This window comes from Aeromonas sp. WP2-W18-CRE-05 (assembly GCF_014168615.1).
Taxonomy (GTDB): domain Bacteria; phylum Pseudomonadota; class Gammaproteobacteria; order Enterobacterales; family Aeromonadaceae; genus Aeromonas; species Aeromonas caviae.
This window is the reverse complement of sequence record NZ_AP021917.1, coordinates 4,701,951-4,725,577: the sequence shown is the minus strand read 5'-3', so window position 1 is coordinate 4,725,577 and position 23,627 is coordinate 4,701,951. Positions and strand designations below refer to the sequence as shown.

The 23,627-nt window shown below is 63.2% G+C and carries 24 protein-coding genes and 3 pseudogenes; 18 read left to right on the top strand and 9 right to left on the bottom strand.

What is annotated here, in order from left to right; translation table 11 throughout:
• The first annotated feature begins 97 nt into the window (after nt 1–97).
• A complete protein-coding gene (locus H7R73_RS22140) occupies nt 98–286 on the top strand; it encodes a hypothetical protein (RefSeq protein ID WP_029314882.1) in 189 nt (62 codons plus the stop codon).
• A gap of 115 nt (nt 287–401) precedes the next feature.
• Here the strand turns inward: H7R73_RS22140 and H7R73_RS22135 are convergent, their stop codons facing one another.
• The 6 genes and pseudogenes from H7R73_RS22135 to coaBC form a co-directional block, all read right to left on the bottom strand.
• Nucleotides 402–1,238 (bottom strand): mechanosensitive ion channel domain-containing protein, encoded by an 837-nt coding sequence (locus H7R73_RS22135; RefSeq protein ID WP_042864726.1) that lies wholly within the window; start codon nt 1,236–1,238, stop codon nt 402–404.
• Between the two features lie 284 nt (nt 1,239–1,522).
• Nucleotides 1,523–1,606: pseudogene (locus H7R73_RS24595) on the bottom strand (nucleoid occlusion factor SlmA); the annotation flags it as partial.
• A gap of 27 nt (nt 1,607–1,633) precedes the next feature.
• A pseudogene (locus H7R73_RS22130) lies at nt 1,634–1,717 on the bottom strand (nucleoid occlusion factor SlmA); the annotation flags it as partial.
• A 138-nt stretch (nt 1,718–1,855) separates the two neighbouring features.
• Nucleotides 1,856–2,563, bottom strand: a pseudogene (gene slmA, locus H7R73_RS22120) (nucleoid occlusion factor SlmA).
• A 70-nt stretch (nt 2,564–2,633) separates the two neighbouring features.
• Nucleotides 2,634–3,092, bottom strand: a complete 459-nt coding sequence (dut, locus tag H7R73_RS22115; protein ID WP_010676116.1) for a dUTP diphosphatase — start codon at nt 3,090–3,092, stop codon at nt 2,634–2,636.
• Between the two features lie 76 nt (nt 3,093–3,168).
• Nucleotides 3,169–4,371 (bottom strand): bifunctional phosphopantothenoylcysteine decarboxylase/phosphopantothenate--cysteine ligase CoaBC, encoded by a 1,203-nt coding sequence (gene coaBC, locus H7R73_RS22110; protein ID WP_103260973.1) that lies wholly within the window; start codon nt 4,369–4,371, stop codon nt 3,169–3,171.
• Nucleotides 4,372–4,518: 147 nt separating this feature from the next.
• Between coaBC and radC the strand changes: the two genes are divergently transcribed.
• The 6 genes from radC (at nt 4,519) to H7R73_RS22080 (ending at nt 8,167) form a co-directional block, all read left to right on the top strand.
• Nucleotides 4,519–5,193 carry a RadC family protein gene (radC, locus tag H7R73_RS22105; protein ID WP_039040991.1) on the top strand — a complete coding sequence of 225 codons (675 nt, stop codon included), beginning with the start codon at nt 4,519–4,521 and terminating at the stop codon, nt 5,191–5,193.
• 136 nt (nt 5,194–5,329) lie between these two features.
• A complete protein-coding gene (rpmB, locus tag H7R73_RS22100; protein ID WP_005307492.1) occupies nt 5,330–5,566 on the top strand; it encodes a 50S ribosomal protein L28 in 237 nt (78 codons plus the stop codon).
• Between the two features lie 11 nt (nt 5,567–5,577).
• Nucleotides 5,578–5,745, top strand: a complete 168-nt coding sequence (gene rpmG, locus H7R73_RS22095) for a 50S ribosomal protein L33 (protein ID WP_005323752.1) — start codon at nt 5,578–5,580, stop codon at nt 5,743–5,745.
• 90 nt (nt 5,746–5,835) lie between these two features.
• Nucleotides 5,836–6,291, top strand: a complete 456-nt coding sequence (locus tag H7R73_RS22090; protein WP_102983710.1) for a hypothetical protein — start codon at nt 5,836–5,838, stop codon at nt 6,289–6,291.
• A gap of 14 nt (nt 6,292–6,305) precedes the next feature.
• A complete protein-coding gene (mutM, locus tag H7R73_RS22085) occupies nt 6,306–7,118 on the top strand; it encodes a bifunctional DNA-formamidopyrimidine glycosylase/DNA-(apurinic or apyrimidinic site) lyase (RefSeq protein WP_048209629.1) in 813 nt (270 codons plus the stop codon).
• Nucleotides 7,119–7,294: 176 nt separating this feature from the next.
• Nucleotides 7,295–8,167 (top strand): VirK/YbjX family protein, encoded by an 873-nt coding sequence (locus H7R73_RS22080; protein ID WP_103260972.1) that lies wholly within the window; start codon nt 7,295–7,297, stop codon nt 8,165–8,167.
• Nucleotides 8,168–8,246: 79 nt separating this feature from the next.
• Here H7R73_RS22080 and coaD read toward each other — a convergent pair whose 3' ends face one another.
• Nucleotides 8,247–8,729 (bottom strand): pantetheine-phosphate adenylyltransferase, encoded by a 483-nt coding sequence (gene coaD, locus H7R73_RS22075; protein ID WP_043153322.1) that lies wholly within the window; start codon nt 8,727–8,729, stop codon nt 8,247–8,249.
• 221 nt (nt 8,730–8,950) lie between these two features.
• Here coaD and H7R73_RS22070 point away from each other — a divergent pair, with 221 nt between their 5' ends.
• Entirely contained in the window at nt 8,951–9,994 is a 1,044-nt protein-coding gene (locus H7R73_RS22070; protein ID WP_010676109.1) for a glycosyltransferase family 9 protein, read from the top strand.
• Between the two features lie 341 nt (nt 9,995–10,335).
• Here H7R73_RS22070 and H7R73_RS22065 read toward each other — a convergent pair whose 3' ends face one another.
• On the bottom strand, nt 10,336–11,112 hold the full coding sequence (locus tag H7R73_RS22065) for a glycosyltransferase family 2 protein (RefSeq protein ID WP_010676108.1): 777 nt from the start codon (nt 11,110–11,112) through the stop codon (nt 10,336–10,338).
• 282 nt (nt 11,113–11,394) lie between these two features.
• Here H7R73_RS22065 and waaF point away from each other — a divergent pair, with 282 nt between their 5' ends.
• The 3 genes from waaF (at nt 11,395) to H7R73_RS22050 (ending at nt 14,755) form a co-directional block, all read left to right on the top strand.
• Nucleotides 11,395–12,492, top strand: coding sequence for a lipopolysaccharide heptosyltransferase II (gene waaF, locus H7R73_RS22060; RefSeq protein WP_103260971.1), 1,098 nt, complete (start codon nt 11,395–11,397; stop codon nt 12,490–12,492).
• A gap of 1 nt (nt 12,493) precedes the next feature.
• On the top strand, nt 12,494–13,762 hold the full coding sequence (gene waaA / locus H7R73_RS22055) for a lipid IV(A) 3-deoxy-D-manno-octulosonic acid transferase (RefSeq protein ID WP_103260970.1): 1,269 nt from the start codon (nt 12,494–12,496) through the stop codon (nt 13,760–13,762).
• A 111-nt stretch (nt 13,763–13,873) separates the two neighbouring features.
• Nucleotides 13,874–14,755, top strand: coding sequence for a DMT family transporter (locus H7R73_RS22050; protein WP_042016405.1), 882 nt, complete (start codon nt 13,874–13,876; stop codon nt 14,753–14,755).
• Between the two features lie 139 nt (nt 14,756–14,894).
• Here the strand turns inward: H7R73_RS22050 and H7R73_RS22045 are convergent, their stop codons facing one another.
• Nucleotides 14,895–15,758 carry a YicC/YloC family endoribonuclease gene (locus H7R73_RS22045; protein WP_052815767.1) on the bottom strand — a complete coding sequence of 288 codons (864 nt, stop codon included), beginning with the start codon at nt 15,756–15,758 and terminating at the stop codon, nt 14,895–14,897.
• Between the two features lie 146 nt (nt 15,759–15,904).
• Between H7R73_RS22045 and rph the strand changes: the two genes are divergently transcribed.
• From rph to ccoG, 7 genes are all read left to right on the top strand, one after another.
• Nucleotides 15,905–16,621, top strand: coding sequence for a ribonuclease PH (gene rph, locus H7R73_RS22040; protein WP_045522734.1), 717 nt, complete (start codon nt 15,905–15,907; stop codon nt 16,619–16,621).
• A gap of 75 nt (nt 16,622–16,696) precedes the next feature.
• Entirely contained in the window at nt 16,697–17,350 is a 654-nt protein-coding gene (gene pyrE / locus H7R73_RS22035; RefSeq protein WP_010676102.1) for an orotate phosphoribosyltransferase, read from the top strand.
• Nucleotides 17,351–17,561: 211 nt separating this feature from the next.
• Nucleotides 17,562–19,991: a heavy metal translocating P-type ATPase gene (locus H7R73_RS22030; RefSeq protein ID WP_103260968.1), complete on the top strand. Its 2,430-nt coding sequence runs from the start codon at nt 17,562–17,564 to the stop codon at nt 19,989–19,991.
• Complete coding sequence (gene cueR, locus H7R73_RS22025) at nt 19,988–20,377, top strand: Cu(I)-responsive transcriptional regulator (RefSeq protein ID WP_010676100.1); 390 nt, start codon at nt 19,988–19,990, stop codon at nt 20,375–20,377. Before H7R73_RS22030 ends, cueR begins: the two co-directional genes overlap by 4 nt.
• Nucleotides 20,378–20,530: 153 nt before the next feature.
• Nucleotides 20,531–21,685, top strand: coding sequence for a GGDEF domain-containing protein (locus H7R73_RS22020; protein WP_039039690.1), 1,155 nt, complete (start codon nt 20,531–20,533; stop codon nt 21,683–21,685).
• A 30-nt stretch (nt 21,686–21,715) separates the two neighbouring features.
• On the top strand, nt 21,716–21,979 hold the full coding sequence (locus H7R73_RS22015) for a YihD family protein (protein WP_010676098.1): 264 nt from the start codon (nt 21,716–21,718) through the stop codon (nt 21,977–21,979).
• Nucleotides 21,980–22,176: 197 nt separating this feature from the next.
• Complete coding sequence (gene ccoG, locus H7R73_RS22010; protein WP_010676097.1) at nt 22,177–23,625, top strand: cytochrome c oxidase accessory protein CcoG; 1,449 nt, start codon at nt 22,177–22,179, stop codon at nt 23,623–23,625.
• Nucleotides 23,626–23,627 lie beyond the last annotated feature (2 nt).

The following is a 23,627-nucleotide window of genomic DNA, read 5'->3' as shown; positions in this document are numbered from 1 at the left end:
TGGGCAACAGACGCTGGCTATCATATGAGCCGAATGGACGAGATCTCCCAGGGATGGCCAAGGTATGGAATCAATGGTGTGGAATGAGGAGATCGAGATGAAAGCCCTGTTATCCCTGTTTGCCCTGAGCCTGATCGCCACCGGCCTCATCGGTTTGCTGACCCTGACGCTGGCCAATGCGGCGCCGACGCTGGAGATCCGCGTACTGGCGGTGATCGGAGCCGTGCTGGGGGGTTATGTGCTGATGCAGCCCCTGCTCAACCGGGTTGCACGCCGGCTGGGGTGAGAACGCGGTGCGACCTGGTGCGCAAGACCGGCCTGTGGCCGGTTTTTTCATGTCACAGAAGGCAGAAACGACAGTGCCAGCCCGAAGGCTGGCACTGGAGAACGCACACCGAGGATCAATCCGCCGTCTTTTGCATGTGGACCACACGCTGGGGGAAGGGGATCTCGATGCCCTCGGCGTCGAAGGTGAGCTTCACCTTCTCGTGGAAGTCGAACCAGACACCCCAGTAATCGCCGGTCTTGACCCAGGGACGCACCACTATGTTGACTGAGGAGTCGGCCAGCGCGGCAACGGCAATGGTGGCGGCCTGCTCCTTCAGGATGCGGGGCTCTTCGCTCACCAGCCGCTCCAGGATCTGTTTGGCCTTGCGCAGGTCGGAGCCGTAGCCGATGCCGAAGGTCATGTCGACGCGGCGGGTATCCATGCGCGAGTAGTTGACGATGGTGCCGTTGAGGATGGCGGAGTTCGGCACTACCACCATCTTGTTGTCACCCGAGGTGAGGGTGGTGGTGAAGAGCTGCACCGATTGCACAACGCCATTGGTGCCTGCCACCTCGATGAATTCCCCTGCCTTGATGGGGCGGAAGATGATGAGCAGGAAACCGGCGGCAAAGTTGGAGAGAGAGCCCTGCAGCGCCAGACCGATGGCCAGACCGGCGGCACCTATGATGGCTACGAAGGAGGCGGTCTGCACCCCGACCCGGCCCAGAGCGGCGATCACCACGAACACCAGAATGGTGTATTTGAGGATGCTGCCGACGAAGTGGGTGACGGTGGTGTCCAGCTTGCGGGTCTGCATCACCTTGACCACGCCACCGCTGAGAAGGTTGGCGGCAATGTAACCGACCAGCAGGGTGATCAGGGCGGCGGCGATGTTGACCGCATACTCGATGATCAGTCCCTGGTTGTTGGTCAGCCAGGTCTGTGCTTCGGTAATGATCTCGGGTTCCATAGGATGTCCTGTTGGTGTGAAGATTTATGGCAGATGAATCTAACATTTGAGCGCGACAAGCTGGGTCGCATCTGGTGCTTGTCTCTTCTTTTGTGCCACAAAAAGCAAGGGAGGCCAAGGCCTCCCGTTTTGTCACAACCCTGCTGGCGCAGGGACGCTGGGCATGTACGCACTCAGCTTTGCAGCTGCTGGCTGCGGATGAACTGCCACTGATCTTCAAACCCGGCGGTGGGTTTGATTTTGAACTCGGAGCTGACGTGCATTGGTTGATGCGGTCTGCTGGCTCAGCTTTGCAGCAGCTGGCTGCGGATGAACTGCCACTGATCTTCAAACCCGGCAGTGGGCTTGATTGTGAGCTCGGAGCGGACGTGCATTGGTTGATGCGGTCTGCTGGCTCAGCTTTGCAGCAGCTGGCTGCGGATAAACTGCCACTGATCTTCAAACCCGGCGGTGGGCTTGATTGTGAACTCCGAGCGGACGTGCATTGGTTGATGCGGTCTGCTGGCTCAGCTTTGCAGCAGCTGGCTGCGGATAAACTGCCACTGATCTTCAAACCCGGCAGTGGGTTTGATTGTGAGCTCGGAGCGGACGTGCATTGGTTGATGCGGTCTGCTGGCTCAGCTTTGCAGCAGCTGGCTGTGGATAAACTGCCACTGATCTTCAAACCCGGCGGTGGGTTTGATTTTGAACTCGGAGCGGACGTGCATTGGTTGATGCGGTCTGCTGGCTCAGCTTTGCAGCAACTGGCTGCGGATAAACTGCCACTGATCTTCAAACCCGGCGGTGGGCTTGATTTTGAACTCCGAGCGGACGAACTGGCTGATGCGGCCCTCGGTATAGGCCAGCAGCAGGTTGGCCAGCATGGTCTCGTCGAGCTGGAAGCCCTGGCCTTCCCGCAGCCGTTTCTCGCGCAGTACCTGCTTGATCTGGGTCTCCAGCTTGTCGAACAGGATGCTGATGCGATCCCGCAGCCGATCGTGTTCGCCCAGCAGGGCATCGCCATTGAGAATGCGGGTGATGCCGGGGTTGCGCTCGGCGAATACCAGCAGCAGCTGTAGTATGTGATGGCAGCGGGCCATGGTGTCCTTCTCTTCGGCCATGATCAGGTTGACCCGTGACAGCAGGGAATCCTCGATAAAGTCGATCAGCCCTTCGAACATCCTCGCCTTGCTGGGAAAATGCCGGTAGAGGGCCGCCTCGGACACGCCCACCTCGGCCGCGAGGCGTGCCGTGGTGATGCGCTGGCCCGGGCTGGTTTCCAGCATGTGGGCGAGTGCCTGCAGGATCTGATCGCGCCGACTCTGTTTCTGGTTACTGCTTGCCATGGATTCCCCTAAAAAAACAATGGCTTGATTCTATTATTTGGCACGTGCCCCAGGGGGGCGTGTGGTCTTGTTATTGGCGACCAGAAGAACCAAACCCGCCTTCACCCCGTTCACTCTGATTGAATTCGTCGACCAGCTGGAAGCTGGCCTGTACCACCGGCAGGATCACCAGCTGGGCGATGCGCTCGCCAGGCTGCATGGTGAAGCTGTCGTTGCCACGGTTCCAGACCGAGACCATCAACTGACCCTGGTAGTCGGAGTCGATGAGGCCGACCAGGTTGCCCAGCACGATGCCGTGCTTATGGCCGAGGCCGGAGCGGGGCAGGATGGTGGCGCACAGACCCGGATCCTGGATGTGAATGGCCAGCCCGGTCGGCACCAGCGTGGTGTCGCCCGGGGCCAGGGTCAGCGGGGCATCCAGCAGGGCGCGCAAGTCCATGCCAGCGGAGCCCGGTGTGGCGTAGGCGGGCAGCGGGAAGTCGGTGCCGATGCGGGCATCCAGGATTTTCAGTTCAATTTGTGTCGTCATGAATCTTTTTCAATTGGATCGCCTGGCGATCGGGTGGTACTGCAGGAGCCTGGGGCTCCCGGCATGTTCAATGGGCTCAGGGTCGATAATGGCGTGCAATCAGGGCGACAAGATGACGGGCCAGCGTCAGCTTATCGGCCAGGGGCAGGGCGGCTTGACCCCCTTGCCAGAAGACGGTCAGGGCGTTGTCATCGGCATTGAAGCCCTGGCCTGCACGGGACACATCGTTGGCGGCGATTATGTCCAGCCGCTTACGTCGAAGTTTGTCGAGGGCGTATTGTTCCACATCCACGGTTTCGGCGGCAAATCCGACGGTGAAGGGTTTGTCTGACAACGCCCCCACATCGGCGATGATGTCGGGGTTTTTGACCAGGGTCAGCTGCATCTGGTCGTTGTCGCCGGTCTTCTTGATCTTTTGCTCGGCCACCTGGGCGGGACGGTAGTCGGCGACGGCAGCGCAGCCGATAAAGAGGTCGCACTCACCGACCCGGCTCATCACTGCTTCGTGCATCTGCAGGGCACTCTCCACATCGATGCGGGTAACGCCGGCCGGGGTGGTCAGTGCCACCGGGCCGCTCACCAGGGTCACCTCCGCGCCCGCTTCGCGCGCGGCGCGGGCGATGGCGTAGCCCATCTTGCCGGAGCTGTGGTTGCTGATATAGCGCACCGGATCGAGCGCCTCGCGGGTCGGCCCGGCGGTGAGCAGCAGCCTGACGCCTGCCAGGAGCGATTCGGCGGCGAGCTGCTGGCAGCAGCGTTCCACCAGTTCCAGGGGATCCAGCATCCGGCCCGGGCCCACGTCGCCGCAGGCCTGGCTGCCGGAATCCGGCCCCCACAGCTGAATGCCGCGCTCGGCGAGGGTCTGGAGGTTGGCCTGGGTGGCGGCGTTGCGGTACATCTGCTGGTTCATGGCTGGCGCCAGGGCGATAGTCGCCGGGGTGGCAAGGCAGAGGGTGGTGAGCAGCTCGTCCGCCATGCCGGCGGCCATGCGGGCCATCAGGTTGGCGCTGGCGGGGGCGATCAGCACCAGATCGGCCCACTTGGCCAGCTCGATGTGGCCCATGCCCGCCTCGGCAGCCGGGTCGAGCAGACTGTCGGCCACCGGGTGGCCTGAGACGGCTTGCAGGGTCAGCGGGGTGATGAACTCCTTGGCGGAGCGGGTCATCACCACTCGCACCTCGGCCCCCTGATCTTTCAGGCGACGTACCAGTTCGGCACTCTTGTAGGCGGCGATCCCGCCACTGACACCCAACAGGATGCGTTTATCGGCCAATCTCATCTGCTGCTTCTCTTCCGGCTCACTCTGACTGGTCGGCTAAGATAGCACAGGCAATGGGTGGCGACAGAGGCTGACATGGGGGAGTTGTGGTCGGGCTCGCGGGATTCTTTGCTATGTTTTCTCTCAATAGCCATGAGGGAGAGACAAATGAGCATCAAGGAGTGGCCGGAAGAGGAGCGCCCGAGGGAAAAGCTGCTGCGCCGAGGGGCGGCGACGCTCTCCGATGCCGAACTGCTGGCCATCTTCTTGCGCACCGGGGTCAGTGGGTTGAGTGCGGTGGATCTCTCTCGCCAGTTGTTGCAGCAGTTTGGTTCCCTGCGGGCACTGCTGGGAGCCGAGCAGCAGGATTTTTGTGGCGCTCACGGGCTGGGACCTGCCAAGTATGCCCAGTTGCAGGCGGTGCTGGAGATGGGGCGGCGCCATCTGGCCGAACAGTTGCAACGGGGAGAGGCGCTCACCTCGCCCGGGCTTACCCGTGACTTTCTGCAAGCCCAGTTGCGGGATCGGGGGCGGGAGGTGTTCGCCCTGCTGCTGCTAGACAACCAGCACAGGGTCATCCGGTTTGTCGAACTTTTTTACGGCACCCTCGACTCGGCGAGCGTCTGGCCCAGAGAAATCGTGCAGATCGCGCTCAAACATAATGCAGCCGCCGTGATTCTGGCGCATAATCACCCGTCCGGCGTGGCCGAGCCCAGTCGGGCGGACCGCCAGATCACGGATCGGATCCTGGCCGCCCTGGCCCTGGTCGATATCAGAGTGCTTGATCACCTGGTGATCGGTGATGGCATCACGGTTTCTTTCGCAGAGCGTGGTTGGTTGTGACTGGGCTCTGGCACTGTATTAGTTGATCTTTGATCACGGATGCTGTATAAAATGCCGCCTTCTGTTTGCCCCGCAATCGAAGGCCAGCGGGGCAGATATTTGCTCGAGCAATGAAGTAAGATTTGGAGAGACTGACATGTCTAGAGTATGCCAAGTAACCGGCAAGCGCCCGGCAGTTGGTAACAACCGTTCGCACGCTAACAACGCTACCAAGCGTCGTTTCCTGCCGAACCTGCACACTCACCGTTTCTGGGTTGAGAGTGAAAAACGCTTCGTGAGCCTGCGCGTATCCGCAAAAGGCATGCGTATCATCGACAAGCGCGGCGTTGAAGTGGTTCTGGCTGAACTGCGTGCCAGCGGCGTTAAGGTATAAGGAATTAGATCATGGCTAAAGGTATTCGCGATAAGATTCGCCTGAACTCCAGCGCCGGTACTGGTCACTTCTATACTACTACCAAGAACAAGCGCACCATGCCCGAAAAAATGGAGATCAAGAAATTTGATCCCGTGATTCGTCAGCATGTGATCTACAAAGAAGGCAAAATCAAGTAATTACTTGGTTTCGCTGCAAAAACCCGGCCTCGTGCCGGGTTTTTTTATGGCTGGAATTCAGTACACTGCCGATTCGAAGGGAGGCTAGCCATGTTCAAACTGAGCCGCAAAGGCTGGAACAACGTGATCATCGTGGTCGTGTTGATCGTCATTACCCTGTTGCACCGGCTGGAGCAGGCCCAGCAGGAGAACAGTGCCAAACGCGCGCGTCCGCTGTTGCCGGAGAGCGCCGTGGTGTTGACCTGGCAGGGGCCGAGCTGGCAGATAGAGCGTATCGGCCAGGGCTGGCGCAGCGTGCCGGATCTGGGGCTTGGCAGCGCCCAGCTGGCGGCCCGCATCGAGATGTGGCAAGGCTGGCTGCTGCCCCCCGGCGAGCCCGTGCGTGGCACCCCGGTGACCCTCAAGATCTGGATCGCCGGACAGAGCGATCCGGTGGAAGTCGGGCTCTATCAGGACGACGGCAAGTTTGCCGCCCTGCTGCCCTCCTCGACCTGGCTCAGCCTGAGTCAGGCGCAATACCGTGACCTGATGCGTCCCATTCCCTGAACGAGAGATCGCCCATGCCTGAATTACCGGAAGTCGAAGTCAGCCGCCAGGGCATCTCCCCCTGGCTTACCGGCATCAAGGTGACCCGCGTGGTGGTGCGGGACGGCCGCCTGCGCTGGCCCGTGCCCGGCGAGATCCAGGAGCTGGTGGATCTCGTCATCCACCGCGTCAGCCGCCGCGCCAAGTACCTGCTGCTGGAGACCGACTTCGGCACCGCCATCCTGCATCTCGGGATGTCCGGCAGCCTGCGGGTGCTGGACATCGGCACCCCGGCCGAGAAGCACGATCACGTGGATATCGAGCTGGCCAACGGCAAGCTGCTGCGGCTCAACGATCCGCGCCGTTTTGGTGCCCTGCTGTGGACCCGCGAACCGGCCGAGGCCCATGCCCTGCTCGCCAAGCTGGGGCCGGAACCCCTCACCGACGCCTTCCATGCCGATTACCTGCGGGAGCGGGCGAGGGGGCGCAGCACCGCCATCAAGCAGTTCCTGATGGACAACCACGTGGTGGTCGGGGTGGGCAACATCTACGCCAACGAGGCGCTCTATGCCGCCGGCATTCATCCCAGGCGGGCGGCAGGCAACATCAGCGCCGAGCGGCTGGGCACCCTGGTGAGCGAGATCAAGCGGGTGTTGGCCGAGGCCATTCGCCAGGGGGGCACCACCCTCAAGGATTTCACCAGCGCCGACGGCAAGCCGGGCTATTTCGTCCAGCAGCTGCAGGTTTACGGCCGTGGCGGCCAGCCCTGTTTCCACTGCCACACCCTGCTCACCGAGGTGAAGATGGGCCAGCGAACCACGGTGTTCTGCTCCCACTGCCAACGCTGAAAGTGGGATTTTTGAGCCGGAACCGGCCAAGTTGTAAGAGAGTATTTCCGGTCTGTTGAAGCGGCGTCAGCCCATGACTACTATCTCGCCAGTTCAGGCTGCGAGGTAATAAAATGACAGCTAAATCAATAGACTGGGAACATTTATCCCGGCAGGGGCACTATTGTGCCCATGATATGGCCCGCTTCCTCTATCCCGAAGACAGCGCCCGCAAGACCTTCAATCGCGGCAAGTTTTTGCTGCGCAGTCTGCTCTACCGTGCGCAGTTGAACCGGGTGTTCGAGCTGTTCCAGAGCGCCCCCCTGCGGGCGCTTCCCGCCCGCCACCCCGAGCTGCTCGACAAGCCGATGCGCCCCTATCGCTTCGCCTGCTCGACGGTGAACCAGCGGGTCAAGATGGTGGAGGATCACTACCGCCTGCTGCTGGGCCTGTACCCCGAGCTCATCGACCCGCTCTATCTGGGGGAGGGGATAGTGCTGGGCCATTATCCCGATGGCGGCTGGCGCATCGTGCTGCGTCACGACGGCACCTTCCGCAGGGAGGCGGAGCTGGCGCTCTCCATCGTCAACGCGCGGGGGGAGCGACTCTACAGCTGTGCCTTCTCCCTGGCGGGCAACGAACAGGAGCTGGCCCTGGTGATCGGGTCGGTGCAGGGGCCGGAGCCCTGTGTCGAGCAGCCCCAGGAGCAGGTGCGGGCATTGACCCGGGCGGGTCAGGGTCTGAGACCCAAGTCGCTGGTGGTGATGCTGGTGATGGCGCTGGCCGGGGCCATGGGGGCCCACCGGGTCTGTGCGGTGCGCATGAAGGCCCACATCTTCCAGGCAAGACGGTACAGCAAGAAGAAGAAAGCCTGCCTGCAGGCGGACTACGACGAACTGTGGCAGGAGTTTGGCGCCCTCGATCAGGACGCCAACTTCGTGCGGCTGCAACCCGTGGTGCGCAAGCCGCTGGAGGAGATCGCCTCCAAGAAGCGGGCCATGTACCGGCGCCGTTACGAGTGGCTCGATCAGCTGGAGCTGGCGATCCGCCAGCAGTTTGCCCGCAGCTAGGCGTGCAGTGCCTTGATGCAACCAGGGCTACCCGCGGGTGCGGGTAGCCCTTGTTCGTTTCTGCCCATCAGGGGAGGGATTAGCGCTGCTGCTTGGCGGCGATGGCCTGGGCCACCAGGGGGTCGACGAACTGGTGGATGTCACCTCCGTGCAGCGCCACCTCCTTTACCAGGGTGGAGGAGATGAAGGAGTTCTCCTCCGCCGGGGTGAGGAAGACGCTCTCCAGGGTGGGCATCAGGCGACGGTTCATGTTGGCGAGCTGGAACTCGTATTCGAAGTCGGAGACGGCGCGCAGGCCGCGGATCAGCACGTTGGCCTGCTGCTCCCTGGCAAAATCCACCAGCAGGCCGGAGAAGCCCACCACCTTGACGTTGGGCAGGTGAGCCGTCACCTGCCGGGCCAGCTGAACGCGCTCCTCGAGATCGAACAGCGGCCGTTTGCTCGGGCTGTTGGCCACCCCGACCACCACCTCGTCGAACAGTCTGGCGGCGCGGCCAATGAGATCGGTATGGCCGTTGGTGATGGGGTCGAAGGTGCCGGGATAGATTACCTTGTTGGTCATGCTGCTGATTCCTGAAACCGGAAAACTGGTCGCATTATAGGGGCTGTTGCCGGTTTGTCGCGACCGGGATGGCGCGGATTTCTGGCGCTGATCGGCGGCCGGGGTCGCACAAATCGGAGCCCCGTGGCGTCTTCGCTTGAGAATCGCCCTGCATCAGGCAAGAATACCCGCATCGCGCATCAAGCCTCCTTCGCTGGTGACAGGGAGCATAGGGATTTTTTATGAAACGTATTCTGGTAGTCCGCAATGACAAGATTGGTGACTTCATGCTGGCGTGGCCGAGCTTTGCCATGCTCAAGCGCTCCATGGAGTGTCATGTGACTGCCCTGGTTCCCGCCTACACGGCGCCCCTGGCCCGCCTCTGCCCATGGATCGACGAGATCATCCTGGATCCGGGTGCCCGGGCCGACAAGGAGCAGCAACGCGCCCTGCTGGCGCGCATCAAGGCGGCCGCCTTCGATGCTTCCATCTGCCTCTTCTCCAACACCCGCAATGCCAAGCTGGTGTGGAAGGCGCACATTCCCTACCGGCTGGCACCAGCCACGAAGCTGGCCCAGGTGCTCTACAACCAGCGCCTGGTGCAGCGCCGCTCCCGCTCCCAGAAGCCGGAGTACGAATACAACCTGGATCTGGTGCGCCGCTTCCTCGCCGATCAGCATCAGACCGTGGTAGAGCCACAAGGACCCTACCTCGGCTTTGACCCCGAGAGCCTGCTGCAGGTGCGCGAGCAGGTTGCCGCCCGTCTCAGGCTCGACGCCAGCCGCCCCTGGCTGATGGTGCATGCGGGCAGCGGTGGCTCGGCCAACAACCTCTCCATCGAGCAGTACTCGCGCCTCATCATCAAGCTCAACCAGGCCTGTCCCGAGTTGCAGTGCGTGCTGACGGCAGGCCCGGGGGAGGAGGGGAAGGCGGAGCAGTTGGCGGCCGAACTGCTGGCCCATGGGGGCAACGGCTGGATCTATCGCTCCGACGAGGGGCTGCCGAAGTTCTGCCAGGTGATGGCCAACGCCGCCCTGTTCGTGGCGGGCAGCACGGGGCCCCTGCACATCGCCGCGGCCATGGACGTGCCGACCGTCGGCTTCTTCCCGGCACACCGTTCGGCGACGCCGCTGCGCTGGCGGCCGCTCAACGGCGAGGGGCGCCATCTGCCCTTCAGCCCGCCGGAAGACAGTGACCACCCGGAGGACATGAGCCAGCTCGATCCCAAGGCCATGGCGGCAGAGATCGCCCGCTGGGCGCCGCCCTTCTGGCGCGCCGAGCGCTGAGAGCGCACACAGAACATACAGACAGGGCCCCGCGGGGCCCTGTCTTGTATGGGAATGCGCCCTGCTGGTAGACCGGCCTACCGGGCGTGGCCCCCGACAGCCCCCTTGACGGGCCTGCCCGGGCCCCGGGCAGGGGAAACCTGTCGGTATAAGCCGGAGTCGGGTCATGTTGCCAATATCCATGCATTCGGCTTATAGCGGCCAGTTTTCGTCCGTGGCGCCCGGGTTTGCGCCGTGAGCGGCCCCGCGAGGGCTGCGCCCGCTCCATGGCAATAGGGTTTGCCCCTTGTCCCGCTGGAACAAGGGGTGAGTGATTAATGCGATGTTTGAGGCGCGATGCCCTATTTCGGCTGCTGGGGCTGCTGGCGAACCCAGAGATCGGCGTATTTGACGAAGGTGGAGTGGGCGGAGAGGATGGCCAGCAGCAGGCCCTGCTTGCCGTCGAGGAAACCGGCCTTGAGCAGGTACATCTTGAGGAAGCAGCCGACGGCGTGGACCAGCCCCTGGCCGAGGGATCCCTTCTTGCCGCGGGCGGTGCGCTGATCGGCCCATGCGCGGGCGTAGCCGGCGGATTTGACCAGGTAGTGTTCCAGATCCCGGTAGGTGTAGTGGAGGAGGTCGCCCTGCAGGTTGACGATCTTCATGTTGGCGCGCACCTCCACCTTCTCGTGTACCAGCGCCTCGTTGTAGCCGGTCAGCGCCTTGGGGTAGAGGCGCAGCACCCGATCCGGGTACCAGCCGCTGTGGCGGATGAAGCGGCCGAACACCCAGGAGAGGCGCGGGATGGAGTAGATGGTGTCGCTGGCCGGGTTGGCCATGACCCCCTGGATGGCTTCCCTGAGTTCCGGGGTGAGCCGCTCGTCCGCATCCAGCCACAGCACCCATTCCGACTGGACATGGGACTGGGCGAGGCGGCGCTGACGGCCGAAACCGGGCCAGGTGGTGTTGACGAAGAAGCGGGCGCCAAATTCGGCGGCGATGGCCGGAGTGTCATCCTGACTGCCGGAGTCGAGAATGACGATTTCATCCGCCAGGCCTTCGAGGGAGGCGAGGCAGGCACGGAGGTTGTCGGCTTCGTTCTTGACGATCAGGACGGCCGCCAGGGTCGGTTTTTTCACAGGCAAGGGACTCTTGTTGGCACCCGGCGGGCGGGTCATGCTCGGATTGGCGCCCATTCTAGCCTAAAACCCCGCGCGGGGCATGACCCGAGGGCCCGGTGGGCCCGCTTTTGAATGCGGGGGAAGAGGGCCTCAGGAGGGATGCGCGGGGGAGCAGATCCTGCCAGGTAGGCGTTTTGCGGGAGCAGACGGGTATCTTCTGTTATTTCTTCTGCCTTTCTTGGGGCATAATCTCGCCCAGTAACGATCAACAGCCGGGCCAGTCCCGAGAGAAGACGCGCGATGAAGATATTGGTGATCGGCCCCTCCTGGGTCGGCGACATGGTGATGTCCCAGAGCCTCTACAAGGCGCTCAAGAGCAACCACCCGGGCAGCGAGCTCCATGTGATGGCGCCGGCCTGGTGCGTTGCGCTGCTGGAGCGCATGCCCGAGGTGGACAAGGCCATCCCCATGCCGCTTGGCCACGGTGACTTCAAGCTGGGGGCACGCCGCCGCCTTGGCAAGCAGTTGGCCGCCGAGCAGTACGATCAGGCCATCATCCAGCCCAACTCCATGAAGTCGGCCCTCATCCCCTGGTTTGCCAGGATCCCGGTGCGCACCGGCTGGAAGGGGGAGCACCGCTTCGGTCTGCTCAACGACATGCGCAGCAACAAGCAGGCCTTCCCGCTGATGGTGGAAGGCTATGTGGCTCTGGCCTACCCCAAGGGGCAGATGAAGAGTCGGGACGACATTCCCGCTATTCCCCATCCCTCCCTGCACGTGGATCTCATCAACCAGGGCAAGGCGCTGGAGCGGCTCGGCCTGAATCGTGCTCGCCCCGTGCTGGTGCTCTGTCCGGGGGCCGAGTTCGGCCCGGCCAAACGTTGGCCGGAAGGGCACTACGCCGTGGTGGCGCAAAAGCACCTCGACGAGGGATGGCAGGTGTGGATCTTCGGTTCGGGCAAGGACGTGGACGTGGCCAACACCATCCGCGATCGGATCAACCCCCTGTCGCGCCCCAACTGCCACGTGCTGGCGGGCAAGACCAGCCTGCACGAGGCGATCGATCTGATGGCGCTGGCCGGTCGGGTCATCGCCAACGACTCGGGCCTGATGCACGTGGCGGCCGCCCTCAACCGGCCGCTGATCGGCGTCTACGGCTCCACCTCGCCCCTCTATACCCCACCGCTGGCGGACAGGGTCGAGATCGTCCACACCGACATCGAGTGCCGCCCCTGCTTCAAGCGCACCTGCAAGTTCGGCCACCTCAAGTGCCTGATCGAACTGATGCCGGAACAGGTCATCGAGGCGGGAAATCGGCTGGAGCGTGGGGAAACGGCAGATCTGACCATAGTGCGGCAGCCGGTGGAATCCTCCGCTGCTGTACCAGGTAATAGCTAGCATGATCTACCGGTTGCTCTACAACCTGCTGATCCACTTGGGGTTGCCCCTGGCGCTGCTGGCGCTCTACAAGCCCAAAAAAGGCAAGCCCGGCTTCGGGGCACGCTGGGCCGAGCATCTGGGACGATTGCCGCCGACCGGACAGGAGGCCCCCCTCTGGATCCATGCGGTGAGCGTGGGGGAGACCCTGGCCATCACCCCCTTCATCCGCGCCCTCAAGGCCGAGCGCCCCGAGCTGCCCATCCTGCTCACCACCACCACCCGCACCGGCGCCGAACAGGCGGCCAAGCTCGGGGATCTGGTGGTGCACCGCTATGCGCCTCTCGACTATACCTGGGCCGTCTCGGCGTTTCTGAGCACCGTCAAGCCCCGCGCCCTCTGGGTGATGGAGACCGAGCTTTGGCCGAACTGGCTGGCGGCCTGCGAGGCACGGCACCTGCCGGTGACCATCCTCAATGCCCGCCTCTCGGAGCGATCCTGTCAGCGCTATGGTCGCTTCCAGGGCGCATTCGATGCCCTGAGCCGCCCGCTGACCCACCTGCTCTGCCAGCATCAGGACGATGCGGATCGCTTCCATCGACTGGGGATAGGGCGCAACCGGCTGGCGGTGACCGGCTCCATCAAGTTCGACATCCAGTTTGGCGACGAGGTGCAGGCCAGGGGCCGCGCCCTGCGCCAGCAACTGGGGGAGGCACGACCTGTCTGGATCGCCGCCAGTACCCACCAGGGGGAAGACGAGCAGGTGCTGGCCGCCTTCGATCGGGTACTCAAGGTCCATCCCTCCGCCCTGCTGATCCTGGTGCCGCGCCATCCCGAGCGTTTCGATCGGGTGGCCGAGCTGTGCGCCCCCTACGGCTGCGTGCGGCGTACGGCGGGCAGTGCGGTCGGCGAGAGCGACAAGATCTACCTAGGTGACACCATGGGCGAGCTGCCACTGATGCTGGCGGCGGCGGATCTCGCCTTTGTCGGTGGCAGCCTGGTGCCCGTGGGCGGTCACAACCTGCTGGAACCGGCGGCGCTGGGCAAACCCTGCCTGACCGGCCCCGTCTATTTCAACTTCAGCGACATCACCCGCCAGCTGGTGGCCCAGGGGGGCGCCGCCGTGGTGGCGGACGCCGAGGCGCTCGGCGACAAGGTGAACGCCTTGCTCGCCGATGCGGGCGCCCGCCGCGAGATGGGGGAGCAGGCCCGCGCCGTGGTGCTGCGCAACCAGGGGGCGCTGGCGCGCACCCTCTCCCATTGCCTCGCCAGCCTGGAAAGTGACGACTGAGGCGGGGCGGCGTGGTGGCCGACCCGCCAGCATGTCTGCCAAACCCCGGGAGACAATCCGCGTCCCTTTCCTTTATGCTCTGCCCTTTGCCCCTGACCCTGTGATGCCCCGATGAACCGCGCTCCCCTGCTGTTGATGATACTGGTCACCCTGCTGGCCGCCGCTGGCTGGCTCTTCTCGAAAGAGGCGATTCGTGAACTGCCCACCGCCGCCTTTATCGGCAGCCGCTTCCTGCTGGCCGCCCTGCTGCTGTTGCCGCTCGCCTGGTTGCGCGAGCCGCCCCCCAGTGGCTCACAACTGCTGCGCGCCGCCGGGTGCGGCACCTTGCTCGGGGCCAGCCTGCTGTTCTGGGTTACCGCCATCAGCCAGAGCGATGCGCTCGGCAGTGGCGCCTTCATCATGAGCGTGGCCACCCTGATGGCGCCGCTCGCCGCCTGGGCCGCCTTCAAGGCCAGACCCGGCCGCCACTACTGGCTGACTCTGCCCGTGGCCGTCGCGGGTCTGCTGCTGCTCTCCAGCAGCACCCACTGGGGCGTGTCGCTCTCCCTGTTCTGGTTTCTGGCGGCGGCCGCCACTCTGGGGGTCCAGCTCGCGGTGCACCGCCACTTCGCCCAGTCCATCCCTCCTACCTGGCTCACCTGCATCCAGTTGGCGGTGACCGGACTGCTCGGCACCCTGCTCTCCCTGCTGACCGAGCAGTGGCCCGCCAGCATCGGCACTGGTATCTGGGGCTGGTTTGCGGCCAGCGTCCTGATCGCCACCACATTGCGTTACTGGCTGCTCACCCACGCCCTGAGCCGGATGACCACGGCCCACGCCGCCCTGCTGATGCTGCTCGAACCGGTCTGGACCCTGATCTTAAGCACCCTCTTCTATGACGAACCCCTGGGCCCCGCCAAGCTGGCCGGCGCCGGCCTGGTGCTGGGGGCTCTGGTGCTCTACCAGCTTCCCTTGCTGCTGCGAAGCCGCAAGTTCAAAGCGTCAAACGGATAGAAAGCCGCCCCCCATCGCCTCGATAACAAGATGGCTCAGATTGCGGTGGATTGAGCGACGAGGACATGTCGTTGATCATACTGGGGATATGACATAAAAAAGCCCCCGCGTGGCGGAGGCTGGTGCATCGATGAGGGGATCACTCGATGTTTTGGATCTGCTCGCGCATCTGCTCGATGAGCACTTTCAACTCGACGGCGGACTGGGTCACCTCGGCGTTGATCGACTTGGAACCGAGGGTGTTCGACTCGCGGTTGAACTCCTGCATCATGAAGTCGAGACGACGGCCGCAGGCGCCACCCTTCTTCATGATCTTGTTGGTTTCGCTGATGTGCATCTCCAGGCGATCCAGCTCTTCGGCCACGTCGATCTTCTGGGCCAGCAGCACGATCTCCTGCTCGATGCGGGCCGGATCCAGCTCCACCTTGGCCTCGGCCAGCCGGTCGGTGAGCTTCTGGCGCTGCCACTCGATGATCTGCGGCAGGTGCTCGCGCACCTTCTTCACTTCCACCTGGATGCCGGCCAGACGCTGTTCGATCAGCGCCTTGAGGTTGGCCCCTTCGCTGGCGCGGGAGGCGAGGAAGTCTTCCATGGTCAGGTCGAAGCCGGCCATCAGCTCGGTGGCGACCACGTCCATGTCCTGCTCGGCGGCAGCCATGACCCCCGGCCAGCGCAGCACGTCCACCGGATTGAGCTGACCTTGGCCCGCCTCTTTCATCACCCAGTTGGCGCTCTCGATGATGAGTTTGGCCAGATCTTCATTGATGTGGAGCTGGCTGGCGGCGGCCTGGGCGGCCTCGAAGCGCAGGTTGCACTCCACCTTGCCGCGCTGCAGCTTGGCGCGGAAGCGCTCACGCAGAACCGGCTCCAGGCTGCGCAGTTGTTCCGGCAGGCGAATGTAGGTCTCCAGATAGCGCTGGTTGACCGAACGAATTTCCCAAACGGCTGTGCCCCAGTCGCCCTTGAGTTCCTTGCGGGCGTAGGCGGTCATGCTGTGAATCATTGATTGTTCCGGGCTTGATGAAGTGTGCGGCCAGTATACTCAGCCAGGCCTGTTCCGTCAGCCGACGAGGTGGTTTTAGCGGCTGATATTTGAGTAGCGATCGCTTATACTCCTGCGCCAATTCAGCCAGCCCAGAGGTCAGTCCCATGTCCCGTCCCAGCGATCGCAGCGCCGCCCAGGTGCGTCCGGTAACCATCACCCGCCACTTCACCAAGCATGCTGAAGGGTCCGTGCTGGTGGAATTCGGCCACACCCGCGTGCTCTGCACCGCCAGCGTCGACACCAGCGTGCCGCGCTTCCTCAAAGGCAAGGGGCAGGGGTGGGTCACTGCCGAGTACGGCATGCTGCCGCGCTCCACCCACTCCCGGATGAACCGCGAAGCGGCCTCCGGCAAGCAGAGCGGCCGCACCCTGGAGATCTCCCGTCTGATCGCCCGCTCCCTGCGCGCGGCGGTAGACTTGAGTGCCCTGGGCGAGCACACCATTACCGTTGACTGCGATGTGTTGCAAGCCGACGGCGGTACCCGTACCGCCGCCATCACCGGTGCCTGCGTGGCGCTGGTGGATGCGCTGAACTGGATGGTGGAGAAGGGGCTGATCAAACAGAGCCCGCTCAAGCAGATGATCGCGGCCGTCTCCGTCGGCATGTTCGAAGGGGAGGCAATCTGCGATCTGGAGTACATCGAGGACTCCGCCGCCGAGACCGACATGAACGTGGTGATGACCGAAGATGGTCGCATCATCGAGGTGCAGGGCACCGCGGAGGCCGAACCCTTCACCCACGAAGAGTTGCTGGAGATGCTGGCGCTCGCCAAGGGCGGCATCGCCGACATTATTGCGCTGCAGAAGCAGTCGCTTGCATGATTTTAAAAACGCGGCATTGACCGCGTTTTTTTATACCCCCACACAAGTAAACGACAAGCCAAGCAAGGAGCCAGAATGAAAGCCTACCAGCGTCAATTTATCGAGTTCGCCCTGGAGAAGCAGGTCCTCAAATTCGGTGAATTTACCCTGAAATCCGGTCGTAAAAGCCCCTACTTCTTCAACGCCGGCCTGTTCAACAGCGGCCGCGATCTGGCCCGTCTCGGCCGCTTCTATGCCGCCGCCCTGATGGATGCCGGTATCGAGTTTGATGTGCTGTTTGGCCCGGCCTACAAGGGGATCCCCATTGCCTCCGCCACCGCGGTGCAGCTGGTGGAGCAGCACGACGTGGACGTGCCCTGGTGCTTCAACCGCAAGGAGGCCAAGGATCACGGCGAGGGTGGCAATCTGGTGGGCAGCCCGCTCAAGGGGCGCATCATGCTGGTGGACGATGTCATCACTGCCGGCACCGCCATCCGCGAATCCATGGATCTGATCCAGGCCAACGGCGCCTCCCTGGCTGGCGTGCTGATCGCGCTGGACCGTCAGGAGAAGGGTAAGGGCGAGCTCTCCGCCATTCAGGAAGTGGAGCGTGACTACGGCGCTCACATCATCGCCATCATCCAGATGAGCGACTTGATCCAGTATCTGGAAGAGAAGCAGGCCGAACAGCCGGAGCTGGCGGCGCAACTGGCCGCCATGAAGGCTTACCGCGCCCAGTACGGTATTTGACGACCCGGTTTCCCCCTCATCCCCGGCCCTTCTCCCGCGAGGGGAGAAGGGAACAGATCGGCATGCAGCCGATCCCGTCAACGGCGCCCAACGGCGCCGTTTTTTATTTTCACAAAAAGTCGGTGTGCTCACTTGAGCTTGCCCTTACAGTAAAGGTTAAGGTTTGGTCATCGGCGCGGGTTTCGGCCGACGGGTTCCGGGGAGAAACAACATGACCACTCATCTTCAATCACCCATTCATCTGCAATTGCCCCTCACGGGCATGAGCTGCGCCAACTGCGCCGGCCGCATCACGACCGCCCTCAACAAGCTCGACGGGGTATCGGCCACCGTCAACTTCGCGCTGGAGCAGGCGGCCATCGAGCTGGCCAGCTCTGACCGTTTGCTGGCGGTACTGGAGAGCATCCAGGCGCAGGGTTATGACTACGGCAGCGAGACCATATTGTTTCAAATCACCGGCATGACCTGTGCCGGTTGCTCGGCCCGTCTGAACAAGATGCTGGCGGCGCTGCCCGGCGTCATCTCTGCCGACGTCAACTTCTCCATCGAGCAGGCCCGTATCGTGCTGGTACCCGGGATGCAGACGCCCGCGGCCCTGCGCGAGCAGATCGAGGCCCTCGGCTTTGGCGCCCAACTGGCGCAGGGCTCGGCCAGCGGCCGCCGCCAGCAGTTGCTGGCGCGGGAAGCGCTGGAGGCCGCCAGCGCCCGTCAGGCGCAAACCCGGGTCATCGTCTCGGCTTTGCTTACCCTGCCGCTGCTGGTGGGGATGCTGGCCATGGCCGGGTTGTTCCCCTGGCATCTGCCCGCCTGGCTGGAGCTGCTGCTCGCCACCCCGGTACAGTTCTGGATCGGGGCCCGCTTCTATCGCGGCGCCTGGCTCGCCATCAAGAACCGCTCCGCCAATATGGATGTGCTGGTGGCGACCGGTACCAGCGCGGCCTACTTCTACAGCCTCTATCTGCTGCTTAATCTGGGGATGGCCGCCAGTGGCCAGCTCTACTTCGAGGCGAGTGCCATCATCATTACCCTGATTTCCCTCGGCAAGTTGCTGGAAGCGCGAGCTAGACGCAGTACCCAGTCCGCCATTCGCGAGTTGATGGCGCTGCGGCCGGAAACCGCCACCGTCTGGCGTGGCGAGAGCTGGCAGAGCGTGGCCATCGACGAGGTGCTGCGCGGAGATCGGCTGCAGGTGCTGGTGGGGGAGCGGGTGCCGGTGGATGGCAGAATCGTGAGCGGTGAGAGTGAGCTGGATGAGTCGATCCTCACCGGTGAGAGCCTGCCGATTCCGCGCGGTGAGGGCGACAAGGTGCTGGGCGGTGCCATCAACCGCTCCGGCGTGCTGGAAATTGAAGCCACTACGGTGGGGGAGGACTCCAGCCTCAGCAAGATCATCGCATTGGTGGAGAACGCCCAGATGGGCAAGGCGCCGTTGCAGCAGCTGGTGGACAAGGTCTCCGCCGTGTTCGTGCCGGTGGTGATGGCCATCGCCCTGTTCACCCTGCTGGTATGGTACGCCATCACCAGCGACTTCGGTCAGGCGCTGCTGGCGGCGGTAGCCGTGCTGGTCATCGCCTGTCCCTGTGCGCTGGGGCTGGCGACGCCGGCGGCCATCGTCACCGGTACCGGGGTGGCGGCGCGCCACGGCATTCTGATAAAAGACGTCGATACCCTGCAGAAGGCCCACGCCATCAAGGCGCTCATCTTCGACAAGACCGGCACCCTGACCCAGGGCCGGCCGGTACTGGCGAACTGGAGCGGCAACGATGAGCAACTGCGCCTCGCTGCCGCTCTGCAGCAGGCGAGTGAGCACCCACTGGCGCTGGCCATGCGCGAGGCGGTCGGCAAAGATGCCGTGCTGCCCCAGCCGGAGGCGGTGGAGGTGCGGGTCGGTGCCGGTATTGTCGGTGAGGTCGCCGGTCATACGGTCGCCATCGGCAATGGCTCTTTGCTGGCCCAGCTCGGCATTGAGGTGCCCGCGCAGGATAAACAGCCTGCCGACGGCGCGACCCGGGTCTGGGTGGCCATCGACGGCGTGGTGGCTGGCATTGCGGCGCTGGCCGATACCCTGCGCCCCGAGAGTCCGGATGCCATCGCCACCCTGCGTCAGCGCGGCATCGCCAGCTGGCTGGTGAGCGGTGATGCGCCGGCGCCGGTGGCCCATATCGCCGCCAAGCTGGGACTGGACGGGGCCTTTGACTCCGTGCTGCCAGCCGGCAAGGTGGAGAAAGTGGAGGCGCTGCGGGCGCAAACCAGCGGGCTGGTGGCCATGGTGGGGGACGGGGTGAACGACGCTCCTGCGCTGGCGGCGGCGGATGTGGGTATCGCCATGGGCTCCGGCTCCGACGTGGCGATGGAGACCGCCTCCATCACCCTCATGCGGTCTGATCCGCGGCTGGTGGCCGATGCTATCGACATCTCGGCGGCCACCTGGCGCACCATCCAGCAGAACCTGTTCTGGGCCTTCGTGTTCAACATCATCGGCATTCCGCTGGCGGCACTGGGTTACCTCAGCCCGGAACTGGCGGGGGCGGCCATGGCCTTGAGCAGTATCACCGTCTTGAGCAATTCCCTGTTATTGAAGCGCTGGCAGCCCCGGGCGGGCAGCCTGCGTGCATCTGAATCCCAAAGGAGTCATTCATGAACATCAGCAAGGTCGCCAAGGCCACCGGCCTGACCGCCAAGACCATCCGCTACTACGAGAGCATCGGCCTCATCTCGTCGCCGGTGCGCAGCGACAACGGGTATCGCAGTTATACGGATGCCTCCCTGCGGGAGCTGCGCTTCGTCAAGCGTGCGCGGGAGACCGGCTTCAATCTGGAGGAGTGTCAGGAGCTGCTGGCGCTCTATCGGGACGAGCACAGAACCAGTGCCCAGGTGAAGAAGCTGGCCCAGGAGAAAATCGTCGATCTGCGCTCCCGCATCGCCGGTTTGCAAGCCATGCTCAGCGCCCTCGAGGAGGTGGTGAGCTGCTGTCACGGAGATGCGAATCCCCAGTGCCCCATCCTCGACGAGCTGGAGAAAGGGTGAGGGAGGGCTGCGCCATTCGACCCTGCAGAAAAGGGTCTGTCGGGGCCTGTGCGAGAGGGGACGCGCTGAGTGGCAGCTTAATAGCGGTCGATTGATTGTTGAGCAGGAAAGGGGAGTGTTAAACTGTGCGGCTCTTGTACAGGGAGTACCCAGTTGACACAGAGTGTGAAATATCAGGTGCGGCGGGCCATCATGGTCCAGCTCTATACCCATGCCTCCTTCAGCCTGCCTTGCCTGGGGCTGCTGGCGATCAGCTGGAGCCTGCTGTTCCACGATTACCTGCCGGCCAGCGAGTCGCTGGGCTGGCTCGGTCTGGTCCTGCTGCTGTTGCTGGGGCGCTGGTGGCATCTGCGCTGGCGCCAGCCCAGGCTGGCGGAGCTTCCGCTGCCGGTGCTCGAGCGCGAGCTCTTTGTCGGGGTGACCATCACCTCCATTGTCTGGGCACTGGGCGTGCTGCTCTACATGGACAAGCTGCCCGACACCTATCGTGCCGCCATGATGATGCTCTCCAGCCTGATCCTGACCGGCAGCGCCATCATGCTGTTCGGCAGCCGTCGTACCCTCTATGGGGCCGTGCTGCCCCTCGGGTTTGCCATGTTGTTCGAGCTCAGTGGCGGCAACACCCAGGAGCGTATCGTCTCCTGCATGCTGGCGGGGTATCTGTTCGTCTTTCTGCCGACCCTGCTGCGGCGCCTGCGGCGGGATCAGGTGGCCTCTCTCTACCACAGTTTTTCCAATGCGGATCTGGTGGCCGAGCTGAAGGCGGTCTCCGAGCACCTCAAGCTCACGTCCCGCCTCGACGGTCTGACCGGCATCGCCAACCGGGCCCATCTCGACGACTCCCTGGCGCGCGCCTGGCGTCGCTGCCACCGTGCCAGGGCGCCTCTTTCTCTGGTGCTGGTGGATGTGGACTACTTCAAGCAGTTCAATGATCACTATGGTCATCAGGTGGGGGACCAGTGCCTGCAACAGGTGGCGAGCCTGCTGGCCGAAGTGCTGCGGCGGGAAGACGATCTCGCTGCCCGTTACGGCGGAGAGGAGTTCGCCCTGCTGCTGCCCTGCACCACCTTGCAGGGGGCCATGCAGATCGCCGAGCAGGTGCGTACCTCGTTGCGAGCCCTCGGCATTCCCCACCACAAATCCCGGGTCTCGGGGCGGGTCAGTTGCAGCTTCGGGGTGGCGACCCTGGTGCCGGATCAGCATCACTCCATTGCCGAGCTTATCCAGAAAGCGGATGCGGCGCTCTATCAGGCCAAGCATAATGGCCGGGATCGTATCGAAGTAGCCTTGATGGGTAAGGTTGCCTGAGTTTCACAAGACAGATTAAAGAGGTCGTCTATGCAATGTCATCGTATCGAAGAGCTGCTGGAACTGCTGCAGCCTGCCTGGATCAAGGAGCAGGATCTCAGCCTGGTGCAGTTTGTTGCCAAACTGGCCGAGGAGGCGGGATTTGACGGTCCCCTGTCCGCACTGACCGACGACATGCTGATCTACCACCTCAAGATGCGGGAATCCGACAAGCAGGCGATGATCCCGGGGCTGGCCAAGGATCACGTGCCCGACTTCAAGGAGGCCCTGCTCAAGGCACGCGGCATCAAGTAATCCGGCCGTCACATCGCCATCAGAGAAAGGTTTCAAGAGAATCTGTGAAAAGGCGCATAGTCAACTGGCTATGGGCCTTTTTTGTTGCCTGAAATTGCGACGGGACTCGAACTATAGATACATTTAACCCACACAATTAGCAGGTTGTTTAAGATATAATCGCTTTCATAACAATATGAGTGGAGCGATGTGTTGCAATGGCCGACAAGGACAAGATCGACATCAAGGATGTGACCGGTGACGTCACCGGGACCTTCAATCCCAACACCTTCAAGGCGGGAGATGACAGGTTCAACCCCGGCAACCGCATCTATGTCCGCTCCCAGACCGGCTACTGGCAGCGGGTGCGCAAGGCCATGGGCTGGTTCTTCGTCGCGCTCTTTGTCCTCCTGCCCTGGCTGCGTTATGACGGCCGTCAGGCGGTGCTGTTCGATCTGGAGCACCAGCAGTTCCACATCTTCGGTGCCACCATCTGGCCGCAGGATCTCACCCTGCTGGCCTGGGTCTTCATGATCGCGGCCTTCGCCCTCTTCTTCGTGACCACCTTCCTGGGCCGGGTCTGGTGCGGCTACCTCTGTCCCCAGACGGTGTGGACCTTCCTGTTCATCTGGTTCGAGGAGAAGCTGGAAGGGGCCGCCAACAAGCGTCGCAAGCTGGATGCGGCGCCCTGGAGCGGCGAGAAGCTGGCCCGGAAGGGCGCCAAGCACCTGGCCTGGATCTTGCTGTCGCTGGGCACGGGGCTGACCTTCGTCGCCTACTTCCAGGATGTCTTCCACCTGGTGCCCGATTTCTTCACCCTGCAGGCGGGAGGCTGGGTCATCTTCTGGGTGCTGTTCTTTGCCGCCTGCACCTATGGCAACGCCGGTTGGATGCGCGCCATCATGTGTATCCACATGTGCCCCTATGCCCGATTCCAGTCCGCCATGTTCGACAAGGACACCTACATCGTCGGCTATGACAGCCAGCGTGGCGAGACCCGCGGCGCCCGTGGTCGCAAGGCCGATCCCAAGGCTCTGGGGCTGGGGGATTGCATCGACTGCGACCTCTGCGTGCAGGTCTGCCCGACCGGTATCGACATCCGTGACGGTCTGCAGTACGAGTGCATCAACTGCGGCGCCTGTGTCGACGCCTGCGATCAGACCATGGAGCGGATGGGGTATCCGAAGGGGCTCATCAGTTACACCACCGAGCACAAACTGGCCCACAGTGAAACCCAGGTGGCGCGGCCCAAGCTGATTGGCTATGGCCTGGTGATGGTCGTCATGCTGGGGGTCTTCGTCTATAACGCCATGTCCATCATGCCCATGGGGCTCGACATCCTGCGGGATCGCAACCAGCTGTTCCGGGAAAACAGTGAAGGGCTCATCGAGAACACCTATACCCTGAAGATCCTCAACAAGACCCTGAACTCCCAGACCTACCGGCTGGACGTGGAAGGGCTGCCGGAGTACCAGTGGTTCGGACCCCGCGAGGTGACACTGAAGGCGGGCGAGATCTATACCCTGCCGGTGAGTCTGGCGGTGGATCCCTTCAACCTGAAGCGCCCCACTCTGGACGTCCAGTTCGTGCTCAAGCGGGAAGGCGCGGCGCCGGACGACAGCAAGGGGACCTTGCGCCAACCGAGCAAGTTTATCAGCAGGTTGTGACG

Excerpts from the sequence above, each read along its gene's own strand:
- H7R73_RS22140 (WP_029314882.1), top strand. The coding sequence starts at position 98 with ATGAAAGCCCTGTTATCCCTGTTTGCCCTGAGCCTGATCGCCACCGGC.
- H7R73_RS22135 (WP_042864726.1), bottom strand. The coding sequence starts at position 1,238 with ATGGAACCCGAGATCATTACCGAAGCACAGACCTGGCTGACCAACAAC.
- dut (WP_010676116.1), bottom strand. The coding sequence starts at position 3,092 with ATGACGACACAAATTGAACTGAAAATCCTGGATGCCCGCATCGGCACC.
- coaBC (WP_103260973.1), bottom strand. The coding sequence starts at position 4,371 with ATGAGATTGGCCGATAAACGCATCCTGTTGGGTGTCAGTGGCGGGATC.
- radC (WP_039040991.1), top strand. The coding sequence starts at position 4,519 with ATGAGCATCAAGGAGTGGCCGGAAGAGGAGCGCCCGAGGGAAAAGCTG.
- rpmB (WP_005307492.1), top strand. The coding sequence starts at position 5,330 with ATGTCTAGAGTATGCCAAGTAACCGGCAAGCGCCCGGCAGTTGGTAAC.
- rpmG (WP_005323752.1), top strand. The coding sequence starts at position 5,578 with ATGGCTAAAGGTATTCGCGATAAGATTCGCCTGAACTCCAGCGCCGGT.
- H7R73_RS22090 (WP_102983710.1), top strand. The coding sequence starts at position 5,836 with ATGTTCAAACTGAGCCGCAAAGGCTGGAACAACGTGATCATCGTGGTC.
- mutM (WP_048209629.1), top strand. The coding sequence starts at position 6,306 with ATGCCTGAATTACCGGAAGTCGAAGTCAGCCGCCAGGGCATCTCCCCC.
- H7R73_RS22080 (WP_103260972.1), top strand. The coding sequence starts at position 7,295 with ATGGCCCGCTTCCTCTATCCCGAAGACAGCGCCCGCAAGACCTTCAAT.
- coaD (WP_043153322.1), bottom strand. The coding sequence starts at position 8,729 with ATGACCAACAAGGTAATCTATCCCGGCACCTTCGACCCCATCACCAAC.
- H7R73_RS22070 (WP_010676109.1), top strand. The coding sequence starts at position 8,951 with ATGAAACGTATTCTGGTAGTCCGCAATGACAAGATTGGTGACTTCATG.
- waaF (WP_103260971.1), top strand. The coding sequence starts at position 11,395 with ATGAAGATATTGGTGATCGGCCCCTCCTGGGTCGGCGACATGGTGATG.
- waaA (WP_103260970.1), top strand. The coding sequence starts at position 12,494 with ATGATCTACCGGTTGCTCTACAACCTGCTGATCCACTTGGGGTTGCCC.
- H7R73_RS22050 (WP_042016405.1), top strand. The coding sequence starts at position 13,874 with ATGAACCGCGCTCCCCTGCTGTTGATGATACTGGTCACCCTGCTGGCC.
- H7R73_RS22045 (WP_052815767.1), bottom strand. The coding sequence starts at position 15,758 with ATGATTCACAGCATGACCGCCTACGCCCGCAAGGAACTCAAGGGCGAC.
- rph (WP_045522734.1), top strand. The coding sequence starts at position 15,905 with ATGTCCCGTCCCAGCGATCGCAGCGCCGCCCAGGTGCGTCCGGTAACC.
- pyrE (WP_010676102.1), top strand. The coding sequence starts at position 16,697 with ATGAAAGCCTACCAGCGTCAATTTATCGAGTTCGCCCTGGAGAAGCAG.
- H7R73_RS22030 (WP_103260968.1), top strand. The coding sequence starts at position 17,562 with ATGACCACTCATCTTCAATCACCCATTCATCTGCAATTGCCCCTCACG.
- cueR (WP_010676100.1), top strand. The coding sequence starts at position 19,988 with ATGAACATCAGCAAGGTCGCCAAGGCCACCGGCCTGACCGCCAAGACC.
- H7R73_RS22015 (WP_010676098.1), top strand. The coding sequence starts at position 21,716 with ATGCAATGTCATCGTATCGAAGAGCTGCTGGAACTGCTGCAGCCTGCC.
- ccoG (WP_010676097.1), top strand. The coding sequence starts at position 22,177 with ATGGCCGACAAGGACAAGATCGACATCAAGGATGTGACCGGTGACGTC.